The 17,735-nt window shown below is 72.8% G+C and carries 15 protein-coding genes; 10 read left to right on the top strand and 5 right to left on the bottom strand.

The window, feature by feature from the left end; genetic code table 11:
* Positions 1-56: 56 nt before the first annotated feature.
* Together OHA98_RS01680 and OHA98_RS01675 are read right to left on the bottom strand one after the other, a co-directional pair.
* Entirely contained in the window at positions 57-1,769 is a 1,713-nt protein-coding gene (locus OHA98_RS01680; protein ID WP_266922304.1) for a SpoIIE family protein phosphatase, read from the bottom strand.
* A gap of 161 nt (positions 1,770-1,930) precedes the next feature.
* The gene (locus tag OHA98_RS01675; protein ID WP_266922303.1) at positions 1,931-3,424 is read right to left on the bottom strand and encodes an MFS transporter; all 1,494 of its coding nucleotides are present in this window, start codon (positions 3,422-3,424) and stop codon (positions 1,931-1,933) included.
* A gap of 69 nt (positions 3,425-3,493) precedes the next feature.
* On the opposite strand from OHA98_RS01675, the gene OHA98_RS01670 reads away from it, so the two are divergent.
* The gene (locus tag OHA98_RS01670) at positions 3,494-4,129 is read left to right on the top strand and encodes a TetR/AcrR family transcriptional regulator (protein ID WP_266922302.1); all 636 of its coding nucleotides are present in this window, start codon (positions 3,494-3,496) and stop codon (positions 4,127-4,129) included.
* A 117-nt stretch (positions 4,130-4,246) separates the two neighbouring features.
* Here OHA98_RS01670 and OHA98_RS01665 read toward each other — a convergent pair whose 3' ends face one another.
* Positions 4,247-5,092: an alpha/beta hydrolase gene (locus OHA98_RS01665; protein WP_266922301.1), complete on the bottom strand. Its 846-nt coding sequence runs from the start codon at positions 5,090-5,092 to the stop codon at positions 4,247-4,249.
* Positions 5,093-5,248: 156 nt separating this feature from the next.
* On the opposite strand from OHA98_RS01665, the gene OHA98_RS01660 reads away from it, so the two are divergent.
* The 8 genes from OHA98_RS01660 (at position 5,249) to lysA (ending at position 12,727) form a co-directional block, all read left to right on the top strand.
* Complete coding sequence (locus OHA98_RS01660; RefSeq protein WP_266922300.1) at positions 5,249-5,734, top strand: peroxiredoxin; 486 nt, start codon at positions 5,249-5,251, stop codon at positions 5,732-5,734.
* A 104-nt stretch (positions 5,735-5,838) separates the two neighbouring features.
* The gene (locus OHA98_RS01655) at positions 5,839-6,348 is read left to right on the top strand and encodes a hypothetical protein (RefSeq protein ID WP_266922299.1); all 510 of its coding nucleotides are present in this window, start codon (positions 5,839-5,841) and stop codon (positions 6,346-6,348) included.
* Positions 6,349-6,438: 90 nt separating this feature from the next.
* Positions 6,439-7,905 (top strand): flotillin family protein, encoded by a 1,467-nt coding sequence (locus OHA98_RS01650; RefSeq protein ID WP_266922298.1) that lies wholly within the window; start codon positions 6,439-6,441, stop codon positions 7,903-7,905.
* A 209-nt stretch (positions 7,906-8,114) separates the two neighbouring features.
* Positions 8,115-8,585, top strand: a complete 471-nt coding sequence (locus OHA98_RS01645; protein ID WP_266922297.1) for a cation:proton antiporter regulatory subunit — start codon at positions 8,115-8,117, stop codon at positions 8,583-8,585.
* 2 nt (positions 8,586-8,587) lie between these two features.
* On the top strand, positions 8,588-9,901 hold the full coding sequence (locus OHA98_RS01640; RefSeq protein WP_266922296.1) for a cation:proton antiporter: 1,314 nt from the start codon (positions 8,588-8,590) through the stop codon (positions 9,899-9,901).
* A gap of 242 nt (positions 9,902-10,143) precedes the next feature.
* Positions 10,144-10,599 (top strand): tellurite resistance TerB family protein, encoded by a 456-nt coding sequence (locus OHA98_RS01635; RefSeq protein WP_266922295.1) that lies wholly within the window; start codon positions 10,144-10,146, stop codon positions 10,597-10,599.
* Between the two features lie 361 nt (positions 10,600-10,960).
* Complete coding sequence (locus tag OHA98_RS01630) at positions 10,961-11,317, top strand: SAV_915 family protein (protein ID WP_266922294.1); 357 nt, start codon at positions 10,961-10,963, stop codon at positions 11,315-11,317.
* A gap of 12 nt (positions 11,318-11,329) precedes the next feature.
* Entirely contained in the window at positions 11,330-12,727 is a 1,398-nt protein-coding gene (gene lysA / locus OHA98_RS01625) for a diaminopimelate decarboxylase (protein WP_266922293.1), read from the top strand.
* Between the two features lie 164 nt (positions 12,728-12,891).
* On the opposite strand, the gene OHA98_RS01620 is transcribed toward lysA, so the two are convergent.
* Positions 12,892-13,965: a CdaR family transcriptional regulator gene (locus OHA98_RS01620; RefSeq protein ID WP_266922292.1), complete on the bottom strand. Its 1,074-nt coding sequence runs from the start codon at positions 13,963-13,965 to the stop codon at positions 12,892-12,894.
* A 455-nt stretch (positions 13,966-14,420) separates the two neighbouring features.
* Here OHA98_RS01620 and OHA98_RS01615 point away from each other — a divergent pair, with 455 nt between their 5' ends.
* The gene (locus tag OHA98_RS01615; protein ID WP_266922291.1) at positions 14,421-16,439 is read left to right on the top strand and encodes an NAD(P)-binding protein; all 2,019 of its coding nucleotides are present in this window, start codon (positions 14,421-14,423) and stop codon (positions 16,437-16,439) included.
* A gap of 33 nt (positions 16,440-16,472) precedes the next feature.
* Here OHA98_RS01615 and trpS read toward each other — a convergent pair whose 3' ends face one another.
* On the bottom strand, positions 16,473-17,567 hold the full coding sequence (gene trpS / locus OHA98_RS01610; RefSeq protein ID WP_266922290.1) for a tryptophan--tRNA ligase: 1,095 nt from the start codon (positions 17,565-17,567) through the stop codon (positions 16,473-16,475).
* Positions 17,568-17,735 lie beyond the last annotated feature (168 nt).

Raw genomic sequence — 17,735 nt, 5'->3', positions numbered from 1 at the left:
CCTCGGTGCGGGATTCCATGTCCCGCATCCTCGCACCGGGCACTGACAACGCCCCTTCACCTGCCCGGCAGCGCTCCCTCCCGGATGCGCGAGGCGAGGACCGCGATGTCGTCCTCCGCATCGTCCCCGAAGCGGTCCAGGACATCGTCCAGCAGGTCTTCGAGCCGCCCGCTCACCGGCAGCGTCAGCCCGGCCAGGCGTCCCACGGACACATCGATGTCCTCGCCCCGGCGCTCCACCAGGCCGTCGGTGTACATGAACAGCACCGTGCCCGGCCCGCACGGCACCGACGCGGTCCGGTACCCGCCGAACCCGGTGCCGAGCGGCGGCCCCACCGGCACCCGGACCACCCGCGCCCCGGCCGCCCCCGGCTCGATGAACACCGGCGGCAGATGGCCCGCGCTGGCCACCTCGCAGTTCCCGCCCATCCGGTCGACGACCGCGAGCAGACACGTCGCCGCACGGTCGAGGCCGGACCGTTCGACCATCACGTCGAGCCGCTCCAGAATGAGGTGCGGCGGCAGATCGTCATCGGCCAGCAGCCGCAGCAGCGAGCGGTACTGGCTCATGGCGACGGCCGCCTCCACCCCGTGGCCCATGACATCGCCCATCGCCTTCAGATGGCGCCCGTCCCGCAGCGGTACGACGTCGAACCAGTCGCCCCCCACCAGGACGCCGCGCTCGGCGGGCCGGTACCGGGTGGCGACCTCGACATGGGAGTGCGGACCGCGGGGCTCGGAGAGCAGGGAGCGCTGGAGCTCCCGGGCGACGCTGTGCTCATGGGCGTAACGGCGGGCGTGGTCGAGGTCGACGGCGGCGCGGTCCGCGAGTTCCCGCGCGACGACGAGGTCGTCGTCGCTGAAGTCGGGCGAGTCCCCGGCCCGTACCAGATTCAGGACACCCAGCGCACGGCCGCGCGCGGTGAGCGGCACGGCGGCCGCCCCGCGCAGGCCGAGCGCACGGTAGGCGGCGCGGAAGTCGTCCACCAGCAGCGCGCCGAGGAACTCGCCGGTGTCGTCGCGGTTCTCGGCCACCGGCTGACCGGTCGCCAGGCAACGGGCCACGCCCGTCTCCTCCTTGTAGTCGATGTACTCCCCCAGATGCCCGAACTGCGCCATCTGGTGAGCGAGTTCGCCGGCCGCCGCCAGACCGGCCCGCCGCAGCCGCAACACCCCGGGGGCCGCGCGCCGCACCTCGTGCCCGATGTCCGGCGGGAAGACCTCCACGGCGGCGATGTCGGCCAGTGCGGGGACGACGAAGTCGGCGAGTTCGCGGCAGGTGGTGTCCATGTCCAGCGTGGTGCCGATGCTGACGGCGGCGGTGTCCAGGAGGGCCAGCCTGCGCCGGGCTTGTTCCAGCTCCTCCTGCTGCCGCATGTAGTCGGTGATCTCCAGGATGATCGCGACCAGCCCCTGGACCCGCCCGCCGTTCTCCAGCCGGTGGAACGCCGAGTGCCAGTACCGCCGCTCCAGTGGCGAGGCCACCCAGGTGTGCCCGCTGAGGGTGGTCTCGCGGGGCCTCCCGTCGTCGAGCACACGGTGCATCAGGTCCCCGTGCACGCCCAGCTCCGGCAGCAGTTCGGCGGGGGTCCGGCCGAGATGGGCGGCGGCGGGGATGCCGTTGATCCGTTCGAGTGCCGGATTGACGTAGAGGTAGCGCAGTCCGGGGTCGAGAAAGCCCACCCCGGCCGCACTGCCACCGAACAGGGCGGCGAGCGGCGCGGGGTCCAGGGGCACCGGCGCGTCGTCGTCGTACGGTTCGGCCTGCAAGAGGGCCTCCTGCCGTCGTCGGCCACCGGTCTTTCATCGTCGGCCGCCGTCTCCCGTCCCGCATCCCCAGCCGCAGCCGCAGCCGCAGGCTCAGCCCCGGCCCGGCCCCGGGCTCAGTCACACGCACACGCACGGGCACAGGCACAGGCACGGGCACAGCCTCAGTGCACGTGCGGCCCGCCGGCCGACTGCGGCTTCCCGCGCGGTACGAGCACCAGCGCCACCAGCGCGCTCACACCCGCCGCCGCGGCGCAGACGGTGAAGGCGTCACCGAACGAAGCCACCGCACCCCCGTCGGAACCGGCCGCCCCGATGCCGGCCGCCGCGACCGTCGAGACGACCGCCACCCCGATCGAACCGCCCATCTCGTGGAAGGTGTTCACGACCCCGGAAGCGAGCCCCGCCTCGTGATGCCCGACCATCGCCAGCGCCGTGGTGGTGGCGGTGACGAACACCGCCCCGATCCCGAGCGAGGCCACGACGAGCCCCGGCAGCAGTGCCCCGTACACGCTCCCGCCCTGGCCGAGCCCCGTCAGCGGTACGGAGCCGGCGGCGGCGATCACCATGCCGCCCACGGCCGTGGCCCGGCTGCCGATCCGCCCGACGAGCCGGGACCCCAGATGGGCACCGATGCCCACGGCGACGGCCACCGGCAGGAAGACCAGCCCGGTCCGCATCGGGCCGAAACCGCGCACATGCTGGAGATACACCGAGCCCAGGAAGAAGTACGAGATCAGCAGCCCCGTGGCGATCAGCATCAGGAACGCCCCCGCCAGGACCGGCCGCCGGGTGAACATCCGCAGGTCCATCAGAGGAGCCTTCGCCACCCGCTCGACCAGCGCGAACCCCGCGTACAGCAGCACCGCGCCGAGCACCGGCAGCAGTGCGGCGGCCGAACCCCACCCCGTGTCCCCCGCCTTGACCAGTCCGTAGATCAGCGCACCCGTACCGGCGGTGACCAGCAGCGCCCCGGGCACATCGAGCCGGGCACCGGCCCGCGGCGCACCCGGCGGCACGATCAGGGGCACGGCGGCGAGCAGGACCAGTCCGACCGGGACATTGACGAAGAACACCCAGCTCCACCCCGGACCCGCGGTCAGCGCCCCGCCGAGCAGGACGCCCAGCGCCGAACCGGTCCCGCCGATCGCCGCCCACACCCCCAGCGCCCTGTTCCGTTCCTCGCCGCGGAAGGTGGTGGTGACCAGGGACAGCGCGGCGGGGGACAACAGCGCTGCCCCCACCCCCTGGGCGATCCGCCCGCCGATCAGCACGGTGGCGTTCTGGGCGAGACCGGCGGCGAGCGACGCCGCGGTGAAGACGGCCAGCCCGGCGAGCAGGGTGCGCCGGGCACCGAGCGCGTCGGTGAGCCGGCCGCCGAGCAGCATCAGCCCGCCGAGGCAGAGCGTGTACGCGGTGACCACCCAGGTCAGTGTCGTGCGGCCGAGGTGCAGGTCGGCGGCCATGTCGGGCAGCGCGACGTTCACCACGGTGACATCGAGCACCAGCATGAACTGACCGGCGCAGACGAGCGCGAGCAGCACCCAGCGGCGCGGGTCGAGGCGGTCGGGCGGACCGTCCTCCCGGGAACCGGCGGGGGCGCGGTCCGGTACGGGGGCGTGGACGGGTACGGGTGAATCGGCTCCGTGGGGACTCATGAACTGAACTGTACAGTTCGGTACACATGAACTCAACTGTTCAGTTCGCTCCGCTGTTAGCCTGACCCCATGAACGCGAAGCAGCCCCCCGGCGGCCCCCGCGCCGAGGCCAAGCGGCAGGCCATCGTGAGCGCGGCCCGCACCGCCTTCCTCCGCGAAGGGTTCGGCGTCGGCATGGACACCATCGCCGCCGAGGCGGGTGTGTCGAAGGTGACGGTCTACAACCACTTCGGCAGCAAGGAAGCGCTGTTCACCGCCGTCATCGCGGGCGCCCTGGACGAGCCGCTCGGCGGTACGTCCACGGCGGCGCTCGCCGAACTGGCCGACGCCGAGGACCTCCGCCCGGCCCTCGTCGACGTGGCCCGCACCTGGGTCGCCGCCGTCCGCGGCGACTCCGACGTCACCGCCCTGCGCAACCTCGTCGCCGCCGAGCTCCACCGCTTCCCCGAACTGGCCGGCGCCTGGCAGGGCCACGGCCCCACGGGGCACCACCCGGCCGTCGCCGAAGCCCTGCGTGCCCTGGCGGACCGGGGCCGCCTGGACATCCCCGACCTGGAAACGGCGGTCATCCAGCTCTACGCGCTCCTGGTCTTCCCGCACATGGTCTTCGGCTCGTACGGCACGGAGATCGACGACGCCGCGACGGACCGGCTGATCACGAGCGGCGTCGACATGTTCCTGGGCCACTACACCCGCAGGCCGTGATCCGGAGGCCCGAGGATCCGGGGGTTCCGGGGAGGCCGGGGCCGAGGGCGGGCCGGGGGCCGGGGCCGAGGGCGGGCCGGGGGCCGGGGCCGAGGGCGGGCCGGGGGCTGGCCGGTCTCAGCGCCGGGGCCTCGCGGCGGCCGGGCGCGCACGGCCGGCCCGGAGCGTGTCGAGGTCGAGGGTCCCCTCGGTGGCCTCGGCGTGCAGCGGCAGCCCGAGCGCCGTCGTGACCGGGCCCGGGAGCGGCGCCAGGCCCAGCAGGCCGGTGACCAGCGCCGTCGTCAGGTGGTGCCAGGCCGGGGCCCGGCGGATCATCGCGTGATCGCCGCCCCGGACGGTGATCATGCACGTACGGGCGCCCGCGCGGCGGGCGCGGGCCGTGAGCGACTGGGTGGCCTGGGGGCTCGTGACACGGTCCCGGGTGCTGTGCAGCAGGACGACATCACGGCCCGCGAGCTGGGTGACCGGATCACCCGGGGGGCACCACGGCGCGAGGCCGACCACGGCCCGGACCAGGGAGTGATCGGCGGCGCGGAGGGCCGCGCGGGCCCCCATGGAGTGGCCGAGGAGAACCACCGGAAGGTCACCGGCCTCCCGCCGCAGCGCGTCCAGGGCGCTCACGGCGTCATGGAGCGGGTCCTCGCGGGTGCCGTTCCAGCCCCGATGGGCGTATCTGACATTGCGCACCAGGACCGGCCCGCGCCTCTCACCATCGCGCCTCTCACCATCGCGGCCCTCACCGTCGCGGCCCTCACCGTCGCGGGCATCCCGTTCCTCCCGGGCATCCAGGGCATCCAGGGCATCCCGGTCCCCCTCGCCGCCGGTGGCCCGTGAGACGGCCCGGAAGAACGGCCGCATGCGCAGGGCGGGGAGGTTCAGGAATCCGGGCGGGGGCGCTTCGACGCCCGTCTCATGGCCGCCGTGAAGGATGAGTACCGCTGCCGACGGCGGTCGTTGCGCCACGCGTACCTCCAGATCCGGGCGCGGGCCGCACCGCCCGCTCACCCCATATTCGGTGCGGGGCGGACCGCGGACGGGGCGAACGTGTCATTGAGCGGGAAGTGCCGTTCACTGTACGGGGCACGACCTCGTCCACGTACCTTCGGCAAGGGACACGACATGGCATCAGGACCGCAAACCGGCAGCCCCGCACCGGACTTCACCCTTCCGGGAGGAGTCCTGGCCGGCGAATCGTTCGCACGCGCCGACTACCGTCTCTCCACCGCCCGGGGCCGGGCCGTCGTGCTGGCCTTCTACCCCGGCGACAACACCGCCGTCTGCACCAAGCAGCTCTGCTCGTACTCCTCCGGCCTGGAGACCTTCGACGGGCTCGACGCCGACGTCTGGGGAATCAGTCCACAGGGTGTGGACAGCCATGAGTCGTTCGCCCGGACCCATGGGCTGCGCATGCCGCTGCTCGCCGACGAGGGCCGGGAGACCGCCAGGGCGTACGGGGTCGCCGCACCCGGCATCGGAGTCCGCCGCGCGGTCTTCCTCATCGGGCCGGACGGGATCCTGCGCTGGAAGCACGTGGCGCTGCTCGGAGCCACGTTCCAGTCGCTCGACACCCTGGCCGGCCAGCTGTCCGGCATCAAAGCCGCGTAAAGACTGCCGGGTCCCGGCAGTGTCCCGATCCGGTCACGTATGGGATCATCCAGCCAGTTCGACGGAAAATAATCGGGGGAAATCGAAAATCGGGGAGTGATCACGTGACCTTGTTTCTCGGTCTCGGTATTGCGGGGATCATCCTTCTCGCGCTCTCCCTGATCTTCGACGGAGTCCTCGAAGGGCTCTTCGGCGGCGTACTGGACGGCCTGTTCGACGGTCTCCTCTCGCTGCCGGTGATCGCGGGATTCCTTTCGATGCTCGGCTTCGGCGGGGCGATCGTGCTCGGCACCACCGGTGCCGGGACAGTCGTCGCCACCGGTGCCGGAGTCCTGGCCGGGCTCGTCGCCGCCTGGCTGACCTGGAAGTTCAGCCAGGCTCTGATGCGGGATCAGACCACCGCGACACCGCGCGGCGAGGATCTCGTCGGCACCTCCGGATCCGTCGTCACGGCCATTCCGGCCGACGGCTACGGCGAGGTGCTGCTGCGGCTGGCGGGTCAGACCGTGAAGTACGCGGCCAAGAGCGCCGCGCCCGTCGAACGGGGCGCCGAGATCTGGGTGGAGGCGGCGCTGTCGACCACCTCGGTCGCGGTCCGCCCGGTCGAGCGCTGACCACGCCGACCAGCACCCGGCCGCCCACCATTCGCACCTGTCTGTAAACGATCTGCCGTCCCCCGTCGGGAGGCAGGGGGGACACCTCTTATGAGCCCAGTTGTGATCGCCGTCATCGGCATCGTCGTACTCCTCGTCCTGCTCGCCCTCGTAGTCATCACGCGCTACAAGGTCGCCGGGCCCAGCGAGGCGTTCATCATCACCGGCCGCCGCGGCAAGAAGTCGACCGACCCGGTGACCGGCCTCACCAGCACCGACAACAGCGGCCAGAAGGTCGTCGTCGGCGGCGGCGTCTTCGTCGTGCCGTTCGTGCAGCAGAAGTTCACGCTCGACCTCTCCAGCCGCCACATCCCGATCGCCGTGCGCGGGGCCGTCACCCTGCGCGGCGTGAAGTCCAACCTCGAAGGCGTCGCGATCGTCAAGGTCGGCGGCAGCGAGGACGCGATCCGGGCCGCCGCCCAGCGCTTCCTCCAGCAGCAGGACGGCATCGTCGGCTTCACCCAGGAAGTGCTCTCGGGTGCGCTGCGCGCCATCGTCGGCCGGATGTCGGTCGAGGACATCATCCGCGACCGCGCCGCGTTCGCGGGACAGGTCGCGGAGGAGGCCGAGGCCAGCCTCTCCGGCCAGGGCCTCATCCTGGACGCCTTCCAGATCCAGGACATCACCACCGAGGGCTCCTACCTGGAGGACCTCGGCCGGCCCGAGGCCGCCCGCGCCAAGCAGGAGGCCGACATCGCCGAGGCGATCGCCCGGCGCGCGTCGGAGCAGGCCCGGCTGAAGGCGGCCGAGGAGATCGCCATCGCCGAGCGGACCTTCAACCTGAAGCAGGCCGAGATCAAGGCCGAGACGGAGGCCGCGGCCGCCAAGGCCAACGCGGCGGGCCCGCTCGCCGAGGCCGCCCGTCAGCAGGAGGTCCTCCAGGAGCAGGAGAAGGTGGCCGAGCGCCAGGCCGCCCTGACCGACCGCGAACTCGACACCAAGGTCCGCAAGCCCGCCGACGCCGCCCGTTACCAGGCGGAGCAGGAGGCCGAGGCCCGTCGTATCGCCCAGGTCAAGGAGGCCGAGGCGGACGCGGAGCGCTCACGTCTGACCGGTCAGGGCGAGAAGCTGCACCGTTCCGCCCTCGCCGACGCCGTGCGCATCGAGGGTGAGGCCGAGGCCGCCGCCATCGCGGCCAAGGGCTCCGCCGAGGCCGAGGCCATGCAGAAGAAGGCCGACGCGTTCGCGCAGTACGGCGACGCGGCCGTGCTCCAGATGCTGGTCGAGGTCCTGCCCCAGGTCGTCGCCAAGGCCTCCGAGCCGCTGAGCGCCGTCGACAAGCTGACCGTGATCTCCACGGACGGCGCGAGCCAGCTGGCCCGTACGGTGACCGACAACGTGGCCCAGGGCATGGAGCTCCTCAACTCCACCACCGGCGTCGACTTCGCCGCCCTCCTCCAGAACCTGAAGGGCCGCACGGCCGGTCGGACCGACGTACCCGCCCAGGGTGCGGAGACCGCCGGTGCCACCGCATCGGCGCCGGCCCCGGCCAACGGCAAGATCGAGATCACCGACTGACCTGACCCCCGTCCCCAAGTACCCGTGCCCGGCGGCGACCGCTCACCGCCGGGCACGGGTGTGTCGGCGGCCGGCCGGACGCCCGCGGCCGGTGCGGCCGGGGCGTCGCGAGCGGCCCGGGGGACGCCCGAAGTCTCCGGATAAGGTAATGAGCGGATAAAGAGATCACCAAGTGCGCCGTCGCCCGCCGCACACCTCGGGAGGAAGTCATGGGAACCCGTCACACGTCGCTGCCCGGAGTCGGTGCTCAGTACGACTTCACCACCGAGTCGGGACAGCACATCTCCGTCGTCGTCCACCACGACGGACGGCGGTTCATCGGCTTCTACGAACAGGACGATCCTGATTCATGCCAGCTGTCGGTGCCCCTGACGACGGCGGAAGCGACGGCGCTCGCCCACCTCATCGATCCCGCACCCATCGACGCCGTACGGACCGAGGGCATCGACCTCCTCACCGAGCACATCCCGCTCGGCGCCCGGTCCCCCTACGGCGGGCGGCTGCTGGGCGACACGCGGGCGCGGACCCGCACCGGGGCGTCCATCGTCGCCGTGCTGCGGACACACAGCGCGCACCCGTCACCGGGACCGGACTTCCGGCTGGCCATCGGGGACACGCTCGTCGTCGTCGGTACGCGTGAGGGCGTCGACACGCTCTCCGAGATCATTGCGGAGGGCTGACCGTGCATGACACCACCGCACTGCTGGTGGAGCTGGGCTCCGTCATTCTCGGGCTGGGGATCATCGGCCGGTTCGCCGGCCGCATAGGGCTCTCGCCGATCCCGCTCTATCTGCTCGCCGGGCTGGCGTTCGGCGAAGGCGGCCTGCTGCCGCTCGGCGCCAGCGAGGAGTTCACCGCCGTCGGCGCCGAGATCGGCGTCATTCTGCTGCTGCTCCTGCTGGGGCTCGAATACAGCGCCTCCGAACTCGTGACCAGCCTCAAGACGCAGTATCCGTCCGGGGCCGTCGACTTCTTCCTCAACGCGACACCCGGTGCCGTCGCCGCTCTGCTCCTCGGCTGGGGTCCGGTCGGGGCCGTCGCGCTCGCCGGGGTCACCTGGATCTCCTCCTCCGGCGTGATCGCCAAGGTGATGACCGACCTGGGACGGCTCGGCAACCGCGAGACCCCCGTCATCCTCGGCGTCCTCGTCATCGAGGACCTCGCGATGGCCGTCTACCTCCCGCTGCTCACCGCGATGCTGGCCGGGGCCGGCCTCGCCGGCGGCAGCGTCGCCCTGCTCATCGCCCTCGGAACGGTCGGCTTCGTCCTGTATCTGGCGCTGCGCCACGGACGCCTCATCAGCCGGGCGGTGTCCTCCGACAACCCGGAGATGCTGCTCCTTGTCGTCCTCGGCCTCACCGTCCTGGTGGCCGGTGTGGCCCAGGAGCTCCAGGTCTCGGCCGCCGTCGGGGCGTTCCTCGTCGGCATCGCGCTCTCGGGCGAGGTCGCGGAGGGCGCGCGCAAGCTGCTGACGCCGCTGCGCGACCTGTTCGCCGCGGTGTTCTTCGTGTTCTTCGGCCTCTCCACGAACCCGGCGGAGATCCCGCCGGTGCTGCTTCCGGCCGCCCTGCTGGCCGTCGTCACCGTCCTGACCAAGATCTTCACCGGCTGGTACGCGGCCCGGCGGGCCGGAATCGCCTCGCGCGGGCGCTGGCGGGCGGGCGGCACGCTCGTGGCGCGCGGCGAGTTCTCGATCGTCATCGCCGGTCTCGCCGTGGCCACCGAGCCGCGGATCGGGCCGATCGCCACGGCGTACGTCCTGATCCTCGTCATCCTCGGACCGCTGACCGCCCGCTGGACCCAGCCCGTCGTGGCGAAGATCCAGAGCATGCGCGGGCACGGGGAGGGGAAGAGCGGCGGTGGCGCGAGCGGTACCGGCGCGGTAACGGGTCCCGAGGCCCAGGCCGTACCCGTGGCCGAAGAGGCCGCCGCCGAGGTCCGGACGCCCTCGCACGACGGCCTCACCCCCGAACCGGTGGGGGACCCGCGCGACTGAAGGCCGTCCGCGAGGAACACGGCCGGAAGAACACGGCCGGAAGAACACCGACGAACGCCTCGACCGGGCCGTACGCCACCCGCGGTCGGGGCGTTCGGCGTTCCCCGGCGACCGGGCGGACCGGCACCCCGTGCTGGACACGGGGGCCACTCCTGCTAACTTCTACACGTCTGTAGAGTTCCACTCGGTTCCGGCAGTGCACAGCAATGCACGGCAAACGCACCGCAACGTATGGAGACGTCATGGCCCTGTGGGATCGGATCAAGGAATCCGCATCGTCGATGCAGACGCAGCTGGAGGCGAAGAAGAACGACCTGAAGAGCGGCGCGTTCCGTGATGCCAGCATGGCCATGTGCGCCCTGGTCGCCGCCGCCGACGGTTCCATCGACCCGTCCGAGCGGCAGCGCGTCGCGTCGCTGATCGCGAGCAACGACGTACTCCAGAACTTCCCCGCGGACGACCTCCAGCGCCGCTTCAACGACTACGTGAACAAGCTCACCGCCGACTTCGCCTTCGGCAAGGTCAGCGTGCTCCAGGAGATCGCCAAGGCGAAGAAGAAGCCCGCGGAGGCGCGTGCCGTCATCCAGATCGGCATCGTCATCGGCGGCGCCGACGGCGACTTCGACAAGGACGAGCAGGCCGTCGTACGGGACGCGTGCTTCGCGCTGGGCCTCCCGCCGCACGAGTTCGACCTCTGAGGGCAGCCCCGCAGGGCTTCCCGTCCGGCCCTCGGACCCCTCAGCACCACGGCCGGACCCCAGCGCCCCGGCCCCACCCCAGTACCGCCGGAAGACCGCGGACCGGCTGACCACCGGTCCGCGCCCGGCAGGCCGGGGGCGTGTCACCCCCCCCTGCGCGCCCCCGGCCACCTCCTTCGCCCGCCCGGCACCGGACCCCGTCCCCGGACCCCACCCCCGTACGCGCATCAGCATCGCGTCACCGGGGTGGGGTTTTGCGTCAAGTGCGCGTCAAAGCCGTATCCGTCCCCCTCCCGCCCGGGCATAGCTTCGGCAGACGGGCCGATGACAGCAGCGGCCCCGCACACGCAGGAGGAACACCATGTCGGACCCCGACCCTCTCGAACCCGTCCCGGCCGGACCGCTCGTCGTCCCCGTCCGGCCGGGCTTCCCAGGCTGTTCGCCCTCCTTCACGGCACGGTTCTTCCGTACCCCCCTCGGTGACCGCACGGCCGTCGCCTTCACCTCCGTGTGGCAGCTCGAAGCCACGCTGGGCGCCGGGCAGCCGTGGATCCTTCTCGCGGAGCCCGCCCTGCGCGCGCTCGCGGCACCGCTGGGGGTCGGTGCGCTCACCGTCGACCCGCAGCTCTCCGCGCCCCGGACCGCGTCGTGGCCGCCGTGCACCGGCACCCGTACACCCGCCATCGCCGCGGTCGCCCTCGCCCGCCACGGCTGCTGAGAGGCCCGCGCCATGACCACGACTCCTGTTGTCCGCACCCCGGCCCCGGGCGTCGCCCCGGCCCCTCACGTCACCCCTGACGTCACCCCGGGCACCGCTCCGTCCGAGGTTCCGACCGGTCTCTGGCCCGCCTCCGCGCGCCCCGGCCCGGACGGGGACGTCGCCGTCGGCGGGGTCTCGCTCACCGAGGCCGCCGACCGGTTCGGGACACCCCTGTACGTACTCGACGAGGGCGAGGTGCGCCGACGCTGCCGCACCTACCGCGCCGCGTTCCCCCCGGACAAGGCCGACGTCGTCTACGCCGCCAAGGCCTTCCTGTGCCGGACCGTCGTCCGCTGGGTCCGGGAGGAGGGGCTGGGGCTCGACGTCTGCTCGGCCGGTGAGCTGCTGCTCGCCGTCGGCGCGGGGTTCCCCGCCGAGCGGATCGTCCTGCACGGCAACGCGAAGAGCCCGGAGGACCTGCGGACCGCCGTACGGCTCGGCGTCGGCCGGATCGTCGTCGACAGCACCTCGGAGATCACCCGGCTGGCGGCGCTCGTGCTGCGGGGAAACCGGCAGCCCGTCATGATCCGGGTCGTCCCGGGCATCTCGGCGGGCGGGCACGCGGCCGTCCGTACCGGCACCGACGACCAGAAGTTCGGCCTGTCCCTCACCGACGGCTCCGCGCAGCACGCCATCGACCGGGTGCTGGGCCAGCCGCGCCTCGAACTGGTCGGCCTGCACTGTCACATCGGATCGCAGATCACCGCCGTGAAACCGTATGTCGCGGCCGTGCGCCGCATGGTGGGGCTGCTCGCCCGCGTCCGCGAACAGCACGGCATCGCCCTGCCGCAGCTCGACATCGGCGGCGGGCACGGGATCGCGTACCGGCCGGGCGAGCGCGCCCTCGACGTCCCGGCCCTCGCCGCCCGGGTCCGCGCCGAACTCGTCGACGGATGTACGCGGGCGGGCCTGCCCGTGCCGCGGCTCACCGTCGAACCGGGGCGGGCGCTGATCGGGCCCGCCGGGGTCGCCGTCTACCGCGTCCTCGCGGTCAAGCGGACCGGCACCACCACCTTCGTCGCCGTCGACGGCGGGATGAGCGACAACCCGAGGCCCGCGCTGTACGGAGTGCGGTACGCGCCCCGCCTCGTCGGCAGATCCTCCGCCTCCCCGGACCGGGTGGTCACCGTCGTGGGGCGGCACTGCGAGGCGGGTGACGTCCTGGCCGACGGGGTGGAGCTGCCCGGTGACGTCCGGCCCGGCGACCTGCTGGCGGTGCCCGCCGCCGGGGCGTACCACCTGTCGATGGCATCGGGCTACAACCTGGTCGGCAGACCGCCCGTCGTCTCCGTCGACGAGGGAACGGCGCGGCTGCTGGTGCGGCGGGAGTCCCTGGACGACATGCAACGGCGCGACGTGGGGGTGTAGCCCCGCAGCCCACAGCGGTACGGCCGGCAGGAGTGCCGCCGGATTGCCGCCGGCAGCGCGGCGGTCCCGTCCCGGGTGAACAGCGGTGGACAGGGCCGCCGTTCACCCGGGGCGCTCCCCCGGGGTGGTCCCCCAAGGCGCTCCCCCCGCGCCACGGCACCGCCTCAGAGCTCCTTGGCGGGCCAGTCCAGCAGCCGGGCCCCGATCACCGCGGTCTGGAGCGCGTAGCGGTGCATCGGGTCGGACGGGTCGGACCCGGTCAGCTGGTGGATGCGCTCCAGCCGGTACGTCAGCGCCCGCACGCTCAGCGTCAGCCGCCGGGCGGCCTCGGCCGCGACACAGCCGGAGTCGAAGTAGACGGAGAGGGTCTTCAGCAGCGGCTCCGCACCGCCCCTGGCCTCCTGGAGCGGCCCCAGTTGGCTGCGGACGAGATCGGCCATCGCCTGCCGGTCCCGGGTCAGCACCGGAAAGACCATCAGGTCGGCGGTGTACAGCACGGGGTCGTCGAGCCCCATCCGGACGGCCAGGTCGAGGGCTTCGAGCGCTTCGTCGTACGAGTGGACGACGCCGCCCGGCCCCCGGTGCGGGCGGCCGACCGCGACCTGACCGCCGTCCGTCGCCGCGTGGGCCTGCTTGGCGAAGTACCTCAGGACGTCCGGCTGACTGCCGGGGGCGATGCAGACCAGCCGCCCGTCCTTCGTCGTCAGCAGGATCTTCCGGCCGCTGAACCGGGCCAGCAGGGCCGCCTCCACACTGCGCGGCACGGCGTCCGTCTCGGTGTACGCCTCGGGGCCCGTGGCCACCGCGACCGCGTGGGCCCGGGACAGCCGGAGTCCGAAGCGGGTGGCCCGTTCGGCGAGACGGCCCAGATCGCTGCGCCCGTAGAGCAGGTCGTCGATGAACTCACGGCGGGCCGCCTCCTCGCGGCGCACCGTGAGCCGCTGGGCCCGCTCGAAACCCTCGGCGAAGGCGTCGACGGCCTGCTCCACCGCGGCCAGCACGGAGTCCGTGCCCGCCTCGGTGCGGACGAGCGCGGTCCGCGGCCAGTCGGTACGGGTCACCGACAGATGCAGCGTCACCAGGGCGCGGAGCTGATGCCCCGCCTCGGCGGCGCGGCGGCCCAGGGCGCGGCGGTCCTCCAGTTCCTCACGCGTGAGACGGCGGCCGGTGACGGCGACTTCCCCCAGAATGCGGGTGTAGTCCCCCAGAAGCTCCTCGGGGATCTCCGGCTCGGCCACGCCGACTCCTCCACAGTTGAAAATTCACTGACACTTTCTTAACGCACTCGGGCCGGTGCCGGTGCCCGGCACCGGGAGCACATGAAGATTGCCGGATCCCAGCAGTGCGGCGGTCCGGCCACGGGTGACACGATCCGGTCAGCACCACGGGGGAAGCACGGGGGAGCAACGGGGGAGCAACGGGGGAAGCACGGGGGAGCAACGGGGGAGCAACGGGGGAAGCACGGGGGAGCAACGGGGACGACCCGGCCGGTGCGGCACTGTCCGCAGTGCCGCACCGGCGGCCCCTCCCCGTCCCGGGCCACGGGCCCGCATCCGTCCCGGCTCCCCATCGCCCCCTCATCGCCCCATCGGCTCACCACGGGCCCCCATCGGCCCCAGGCGCCCCACCACCCCCACACGCACCGTCGCACAAAGATCACCGGCACTCCTCACCGATCGGGACGGAGCAAGGCATGCTGGGTTTCGTGCCCCCACTTCCCGTGCCTCCGCAGCCCCAACACCCCGCGTCCGCCGGACACATGGTCGTCTGCGGCGACGACGCGCTGGCCCGCAGGCTCGCGGTGGAGCTGCGCTATGTGTACGGAGAACGGGTCACGCTCCTCCTCCCGCCGGGCCGCGACACGAACCGCCCGGAGCTGCCGCTGAACCAACGGGGCCGGGCCGCGGCCCTGTTCGGCCGGATGTCGTCGGCCATGAACCGAAACGGCGGCGGCACCCTCACCACCGGCACGGGGATCGGCGCCAACGACAGTGACACCAACGCCGGGGTCGAGGCGGTCCGCATCATGGAAGCGCCGGAACCCTCCGACGACGTACTCGAAGAGGCGGGCGTCGACCGGGCGGCGGCGCTCGCGCTCGTCTACGACGACGACGAGCGCAACATCCGCGCCGCCCTGACCGCCCGCCGCCTCAATCCGCGTCTGCGCCTGGTCATCCGGCTCTACAACCGCAAGCTCGGCCAGCATCTGGAAGCCCTGCTCGACCAGGCCGCGGCCGTCACCATGCCGGGCATCGACCCCGCGGCACTGGACGCCTCCACCACCGTCCTGTCCGACGCGGACACGGCCGCACCCGCGCTGGCCGCCACCGCGCTCACCGGCAGCAGCAAGGTCATCCAGGCCGAGGGCCTGCTCCTGCGCGCCGCCGAACGCACCCCGCCGCGGCCGGGCGATACGGCCGACCCCGGACTGTGCACGCTGGCCCTGCTGTCCTCCACCACCCACGACCCGGCGGGTGCCGAGGGGTCCGACAGCAGCGGCGACGAAGGCCCCCAGCTCCTGCCCGACCAGGCCGCGGTGGACGCGGCGACCGGCCGCGGCACGGTCGTCCTGGAAGCCATCAGCCGGGCGGACCCGGACCGGCCCGCCACCCGGATGGGAGGCCGGGGCGCACCGCTCGCCCAGGTCTTCTCCCGGCGGCTGCGCTGGTCGGCGCTGGGCGTGGCGACGGCCGTGGTCGCCCTGGCCGTGGCCTCCGTCCTGACGACGGGGGACGACGCGCTGCACGCCGCCTACCTCACCCTGCTCGACCTCTTCGCGATGGGCGACCCGGCCGAGGGCGCCCGGCCGGCCCGCCAGATCATCCAGCTGCTCTCCGGCCTCGCGGGCCTGATGCTGCTGCCGCTCCTGGTCGCCGCGGTCCTGGAGGCGTTCGGCTCGCTGCGCACCGCGTCCTCGCTGCGCCGCCCGCCGCGCGGCCTCTCCGGTCATGTGGTGCTGCTCGGTCTCGGCAAGATCGGTACGAGGGTCCTGGTGCGGCTGCGCGAACTCGACATCCCCGTGGTGGTCGTGGAGGAGGACCCCGAGGCGCGGGGCATCCCGCTGGCCCGCAGCATGCACGTCCCCACGGTCCTGGGCGACGTCACCCAGGAAGGCGTCCTGGAGGCGGCCAAGATCCGCCGGGCCCGCGCCCTGCTGGCCCTCACCAGCATCGACACCACCAACCTGGAAGCCGCGCTGTACGCCCGCTCGGTCAAGCCGGACCTCAGGGTCGCCCTGCGGCTGTACGACGACGAGTTCGCCACCGCCGTCTACCGCACCCTGCGCACCGCGCACCCGCAGGCCCTGACCCGCTCCCGTTCCGTCTCCCACCTGGCCGCCCCGTCCTTCGCGGTCGCCATGATGGGCCGCCAGATCCTGGGCGCGGTCCCGGTCGAGCGCAAGGTGATGCTCTTCGCCGCGCTGGAGGTCGCGGGCCACCCCCAGCTGGAGGGACGCACCGTGGACCAGGCCTTCCGCGCGGGTGCCTGGCGGGTCCTGGCCCTGGACGCCACCCCGCCCGCCGACCGCCGGCCGGACCTGGCCGCCGTCCCGCCGTACCGTTCCGACGGCGCCGACCAGCCCGCCGGCCTGATCTGGGATCTGCACCCCGGCTACGTCCTGCGCGCCGAGGACCGGGTGGTGATCGCCGCGACCCGCCGGGGACTGGCCGAACTGCTGCGCAGACAGCGCTCGGTATCACTGCGCCGCTGACAGCGGTCCGGCCCGGCCCCCGCGTCGCGCTCCCTACCCGCGCATGCCCATGACCTCGCGCACCTCGTCCAGGGTGGCCTCGGCGATGGCGTTGGCCCGTTCGTTGCCGGCGCGGAGCACCGACCGTACGTACGGCATGTCCTGCGCGTACTCGGCCCGCCGGGCGCGGATCGGGGCCAGGAAGGTGTTGACCGCGTCGGTCACGGTCCGCTTGAGCGCCGCGCCGCCGCCGTCCCCGATCTCCTCGGCGACGTTGTGCGGGTCCCGGCCGAGACACAGCGCGGCCAGTTGCAGCAGGCCCGACACCCCGGGCCGGTTCTCGGGGTCGTAGGTGATGTGCCGGTCGGCATCGGTCTTCGCCCCCTTGATGAGGCGGGCGGTCTCATCGGCGGTGGCGCCGAGCGGGACGGAGTTGGCGCGGCTCTTGCTCATCTTGGTCCCGTCCGTGCCGAGGAGCAGGGGCGCGGCGGAGAGCAGCGCGTCGGGTTCCGGGAAGACGGCCCCGTACCGCTCGTTGAAGCGCCGGGCGACGGTGCGGGTGGTTTCGAGGTGCGGCAGCTGGTCCTGGCCGACCGGCACCACATTGCCCTTGCAGAAGAGGATGTCGGCCGCCTGGTGCACCGGGTAGGTGTACATCAGCCCGCTGACCGTGGACTGCCGGGAGTTGGCGATCTCGTCCTTGACGGTGGGGTTGCGGCCCAGTTCGGCGATGGAGACGAGGCTGAGGAAGGGCAGCAGGAGCTGGTTGAGGGCCGGCACCGCGCTGTGGCTGAAGACCGTGGAACGGGCCGGGTCGATGCCGGTGGCGAGGTAGTCGAGCAGCAGCCCGTCCTTGTACTCGCCGAGCCGGTCGGCCATGTCCCGGTCGGTGAGGACCTGGTAGTCGGCGATGATCACGAAGACGTCGACCCCCAGGTCCTGGAGCCGGACCCGGTTGTGGAGGGTGCCGAAGTAGTGCCCGAGGTGCAGGGCTCCGGTCGGCCGGTCGCCGGTCATCACCCGGAAGCGGTCGGGCGTCTGCTGGAACTGCCGCTCCAGCTCGGCGCTGCGGCGCTGAGCGGGGGCGAGGGACACGTGGTCGGTGCCGGAGGGGGTGCCGGGGGCGGTTGCCGGGAGCGTGCTGGTCATGGGTCTCTCCTCGCTGGTGGTGTGCGTGGAGGACGGCCCGCCGGTTTCCGGTGTCTGTCCGTGTCCGTACCGTACGCGGATGCCGTACGGGGGCAGCGAAAAGGGCCGTCCATCTCGAACGGCCCTGGTTCCGTGCAGGTGCTGTGGCCGCTCCTAGGAGGAGCGCCA

Source organism: Streptomyces sp. NBC_00654, from assembly GCF_026341775.1.
GTDB lineage: Bacteria > Actinomycetota > Actinomycetes > Streptomycetales > Streptomycetaceae > Streptomyces.
Note: the sequence above shows the minus strand (reverse complement) of the source record. Positions and strands in the feature narration are given on the sequence as shown.

Coding starts and splice junctions, on each gene's coding strand:
- OHA98_RS01675 (WP_266922303.1), bottom strand. CDS start 3,424: ATGAGTCCCCACGGAGCCGATTCACCCGTACCCGTCCACGCCCCCGTA.
- OHA98_RS01670 (WP_266922302.1), top strand. CDS start 3,494: ATGAACGCGAAGCAGCCCCCCGGCGGCCCCCGCGCCGAGGCCAAGCGG.
- OHA98_RS01660 (WP_266922300.1), top strand. CDS start 5,249: ATGGCATCAGGACCGCAAACCGGCAGCCCCGCACCGGACTTCACCCTT.
- OHA98_RS01650 (WP_266922298.1), top strand. CDS start 6,439: ATGAGCCCAGTTGTGATCGCCGTCATCGGCATCGTCGTACTCCTCGTC.
- OHA98_RS01645 (WP_266922297.1), top strand. CDS start 8,115: ATGGGAACCCGTCACACGTCGCTGCCCGGAGTCGGTGCTCAGTACGAC.
- OHA98_RS01635 (WP_266922295.1), top strand. CDS start 10,144: ATGGCCCTGTGGGATCGGATCAAGGAATCCGCATCGTCGATGCAGACG.
- OHA98_RS01630 (WP_266922294.1), top strand. CDS start 10,961: ATGTCGGACCCCGACCCTCTCGAACCCGTCCCGGCCGGACCGCTCGTC.
- lysA (WP_266922293.1), top strand. CDS start 11,330: ATGACCACGACTCCTGTTGTCCGCACCCCGGCCCCGGGCGTCGCCCCG.
- OHA98_RS01615 (WP_266922291.1), top strand. CDS start 14,421: ATGCTGGGTTTCGTGCCCCCACTTCCCGTGCCTCCGCAGCCCCAACAC.
- trpS (WP_266922290.1), bottom strand. CDS start 17,567: ATGACCAGCACGCTCCCGGCAACCGCCCCCGGCACCCCCTCCGGCACC.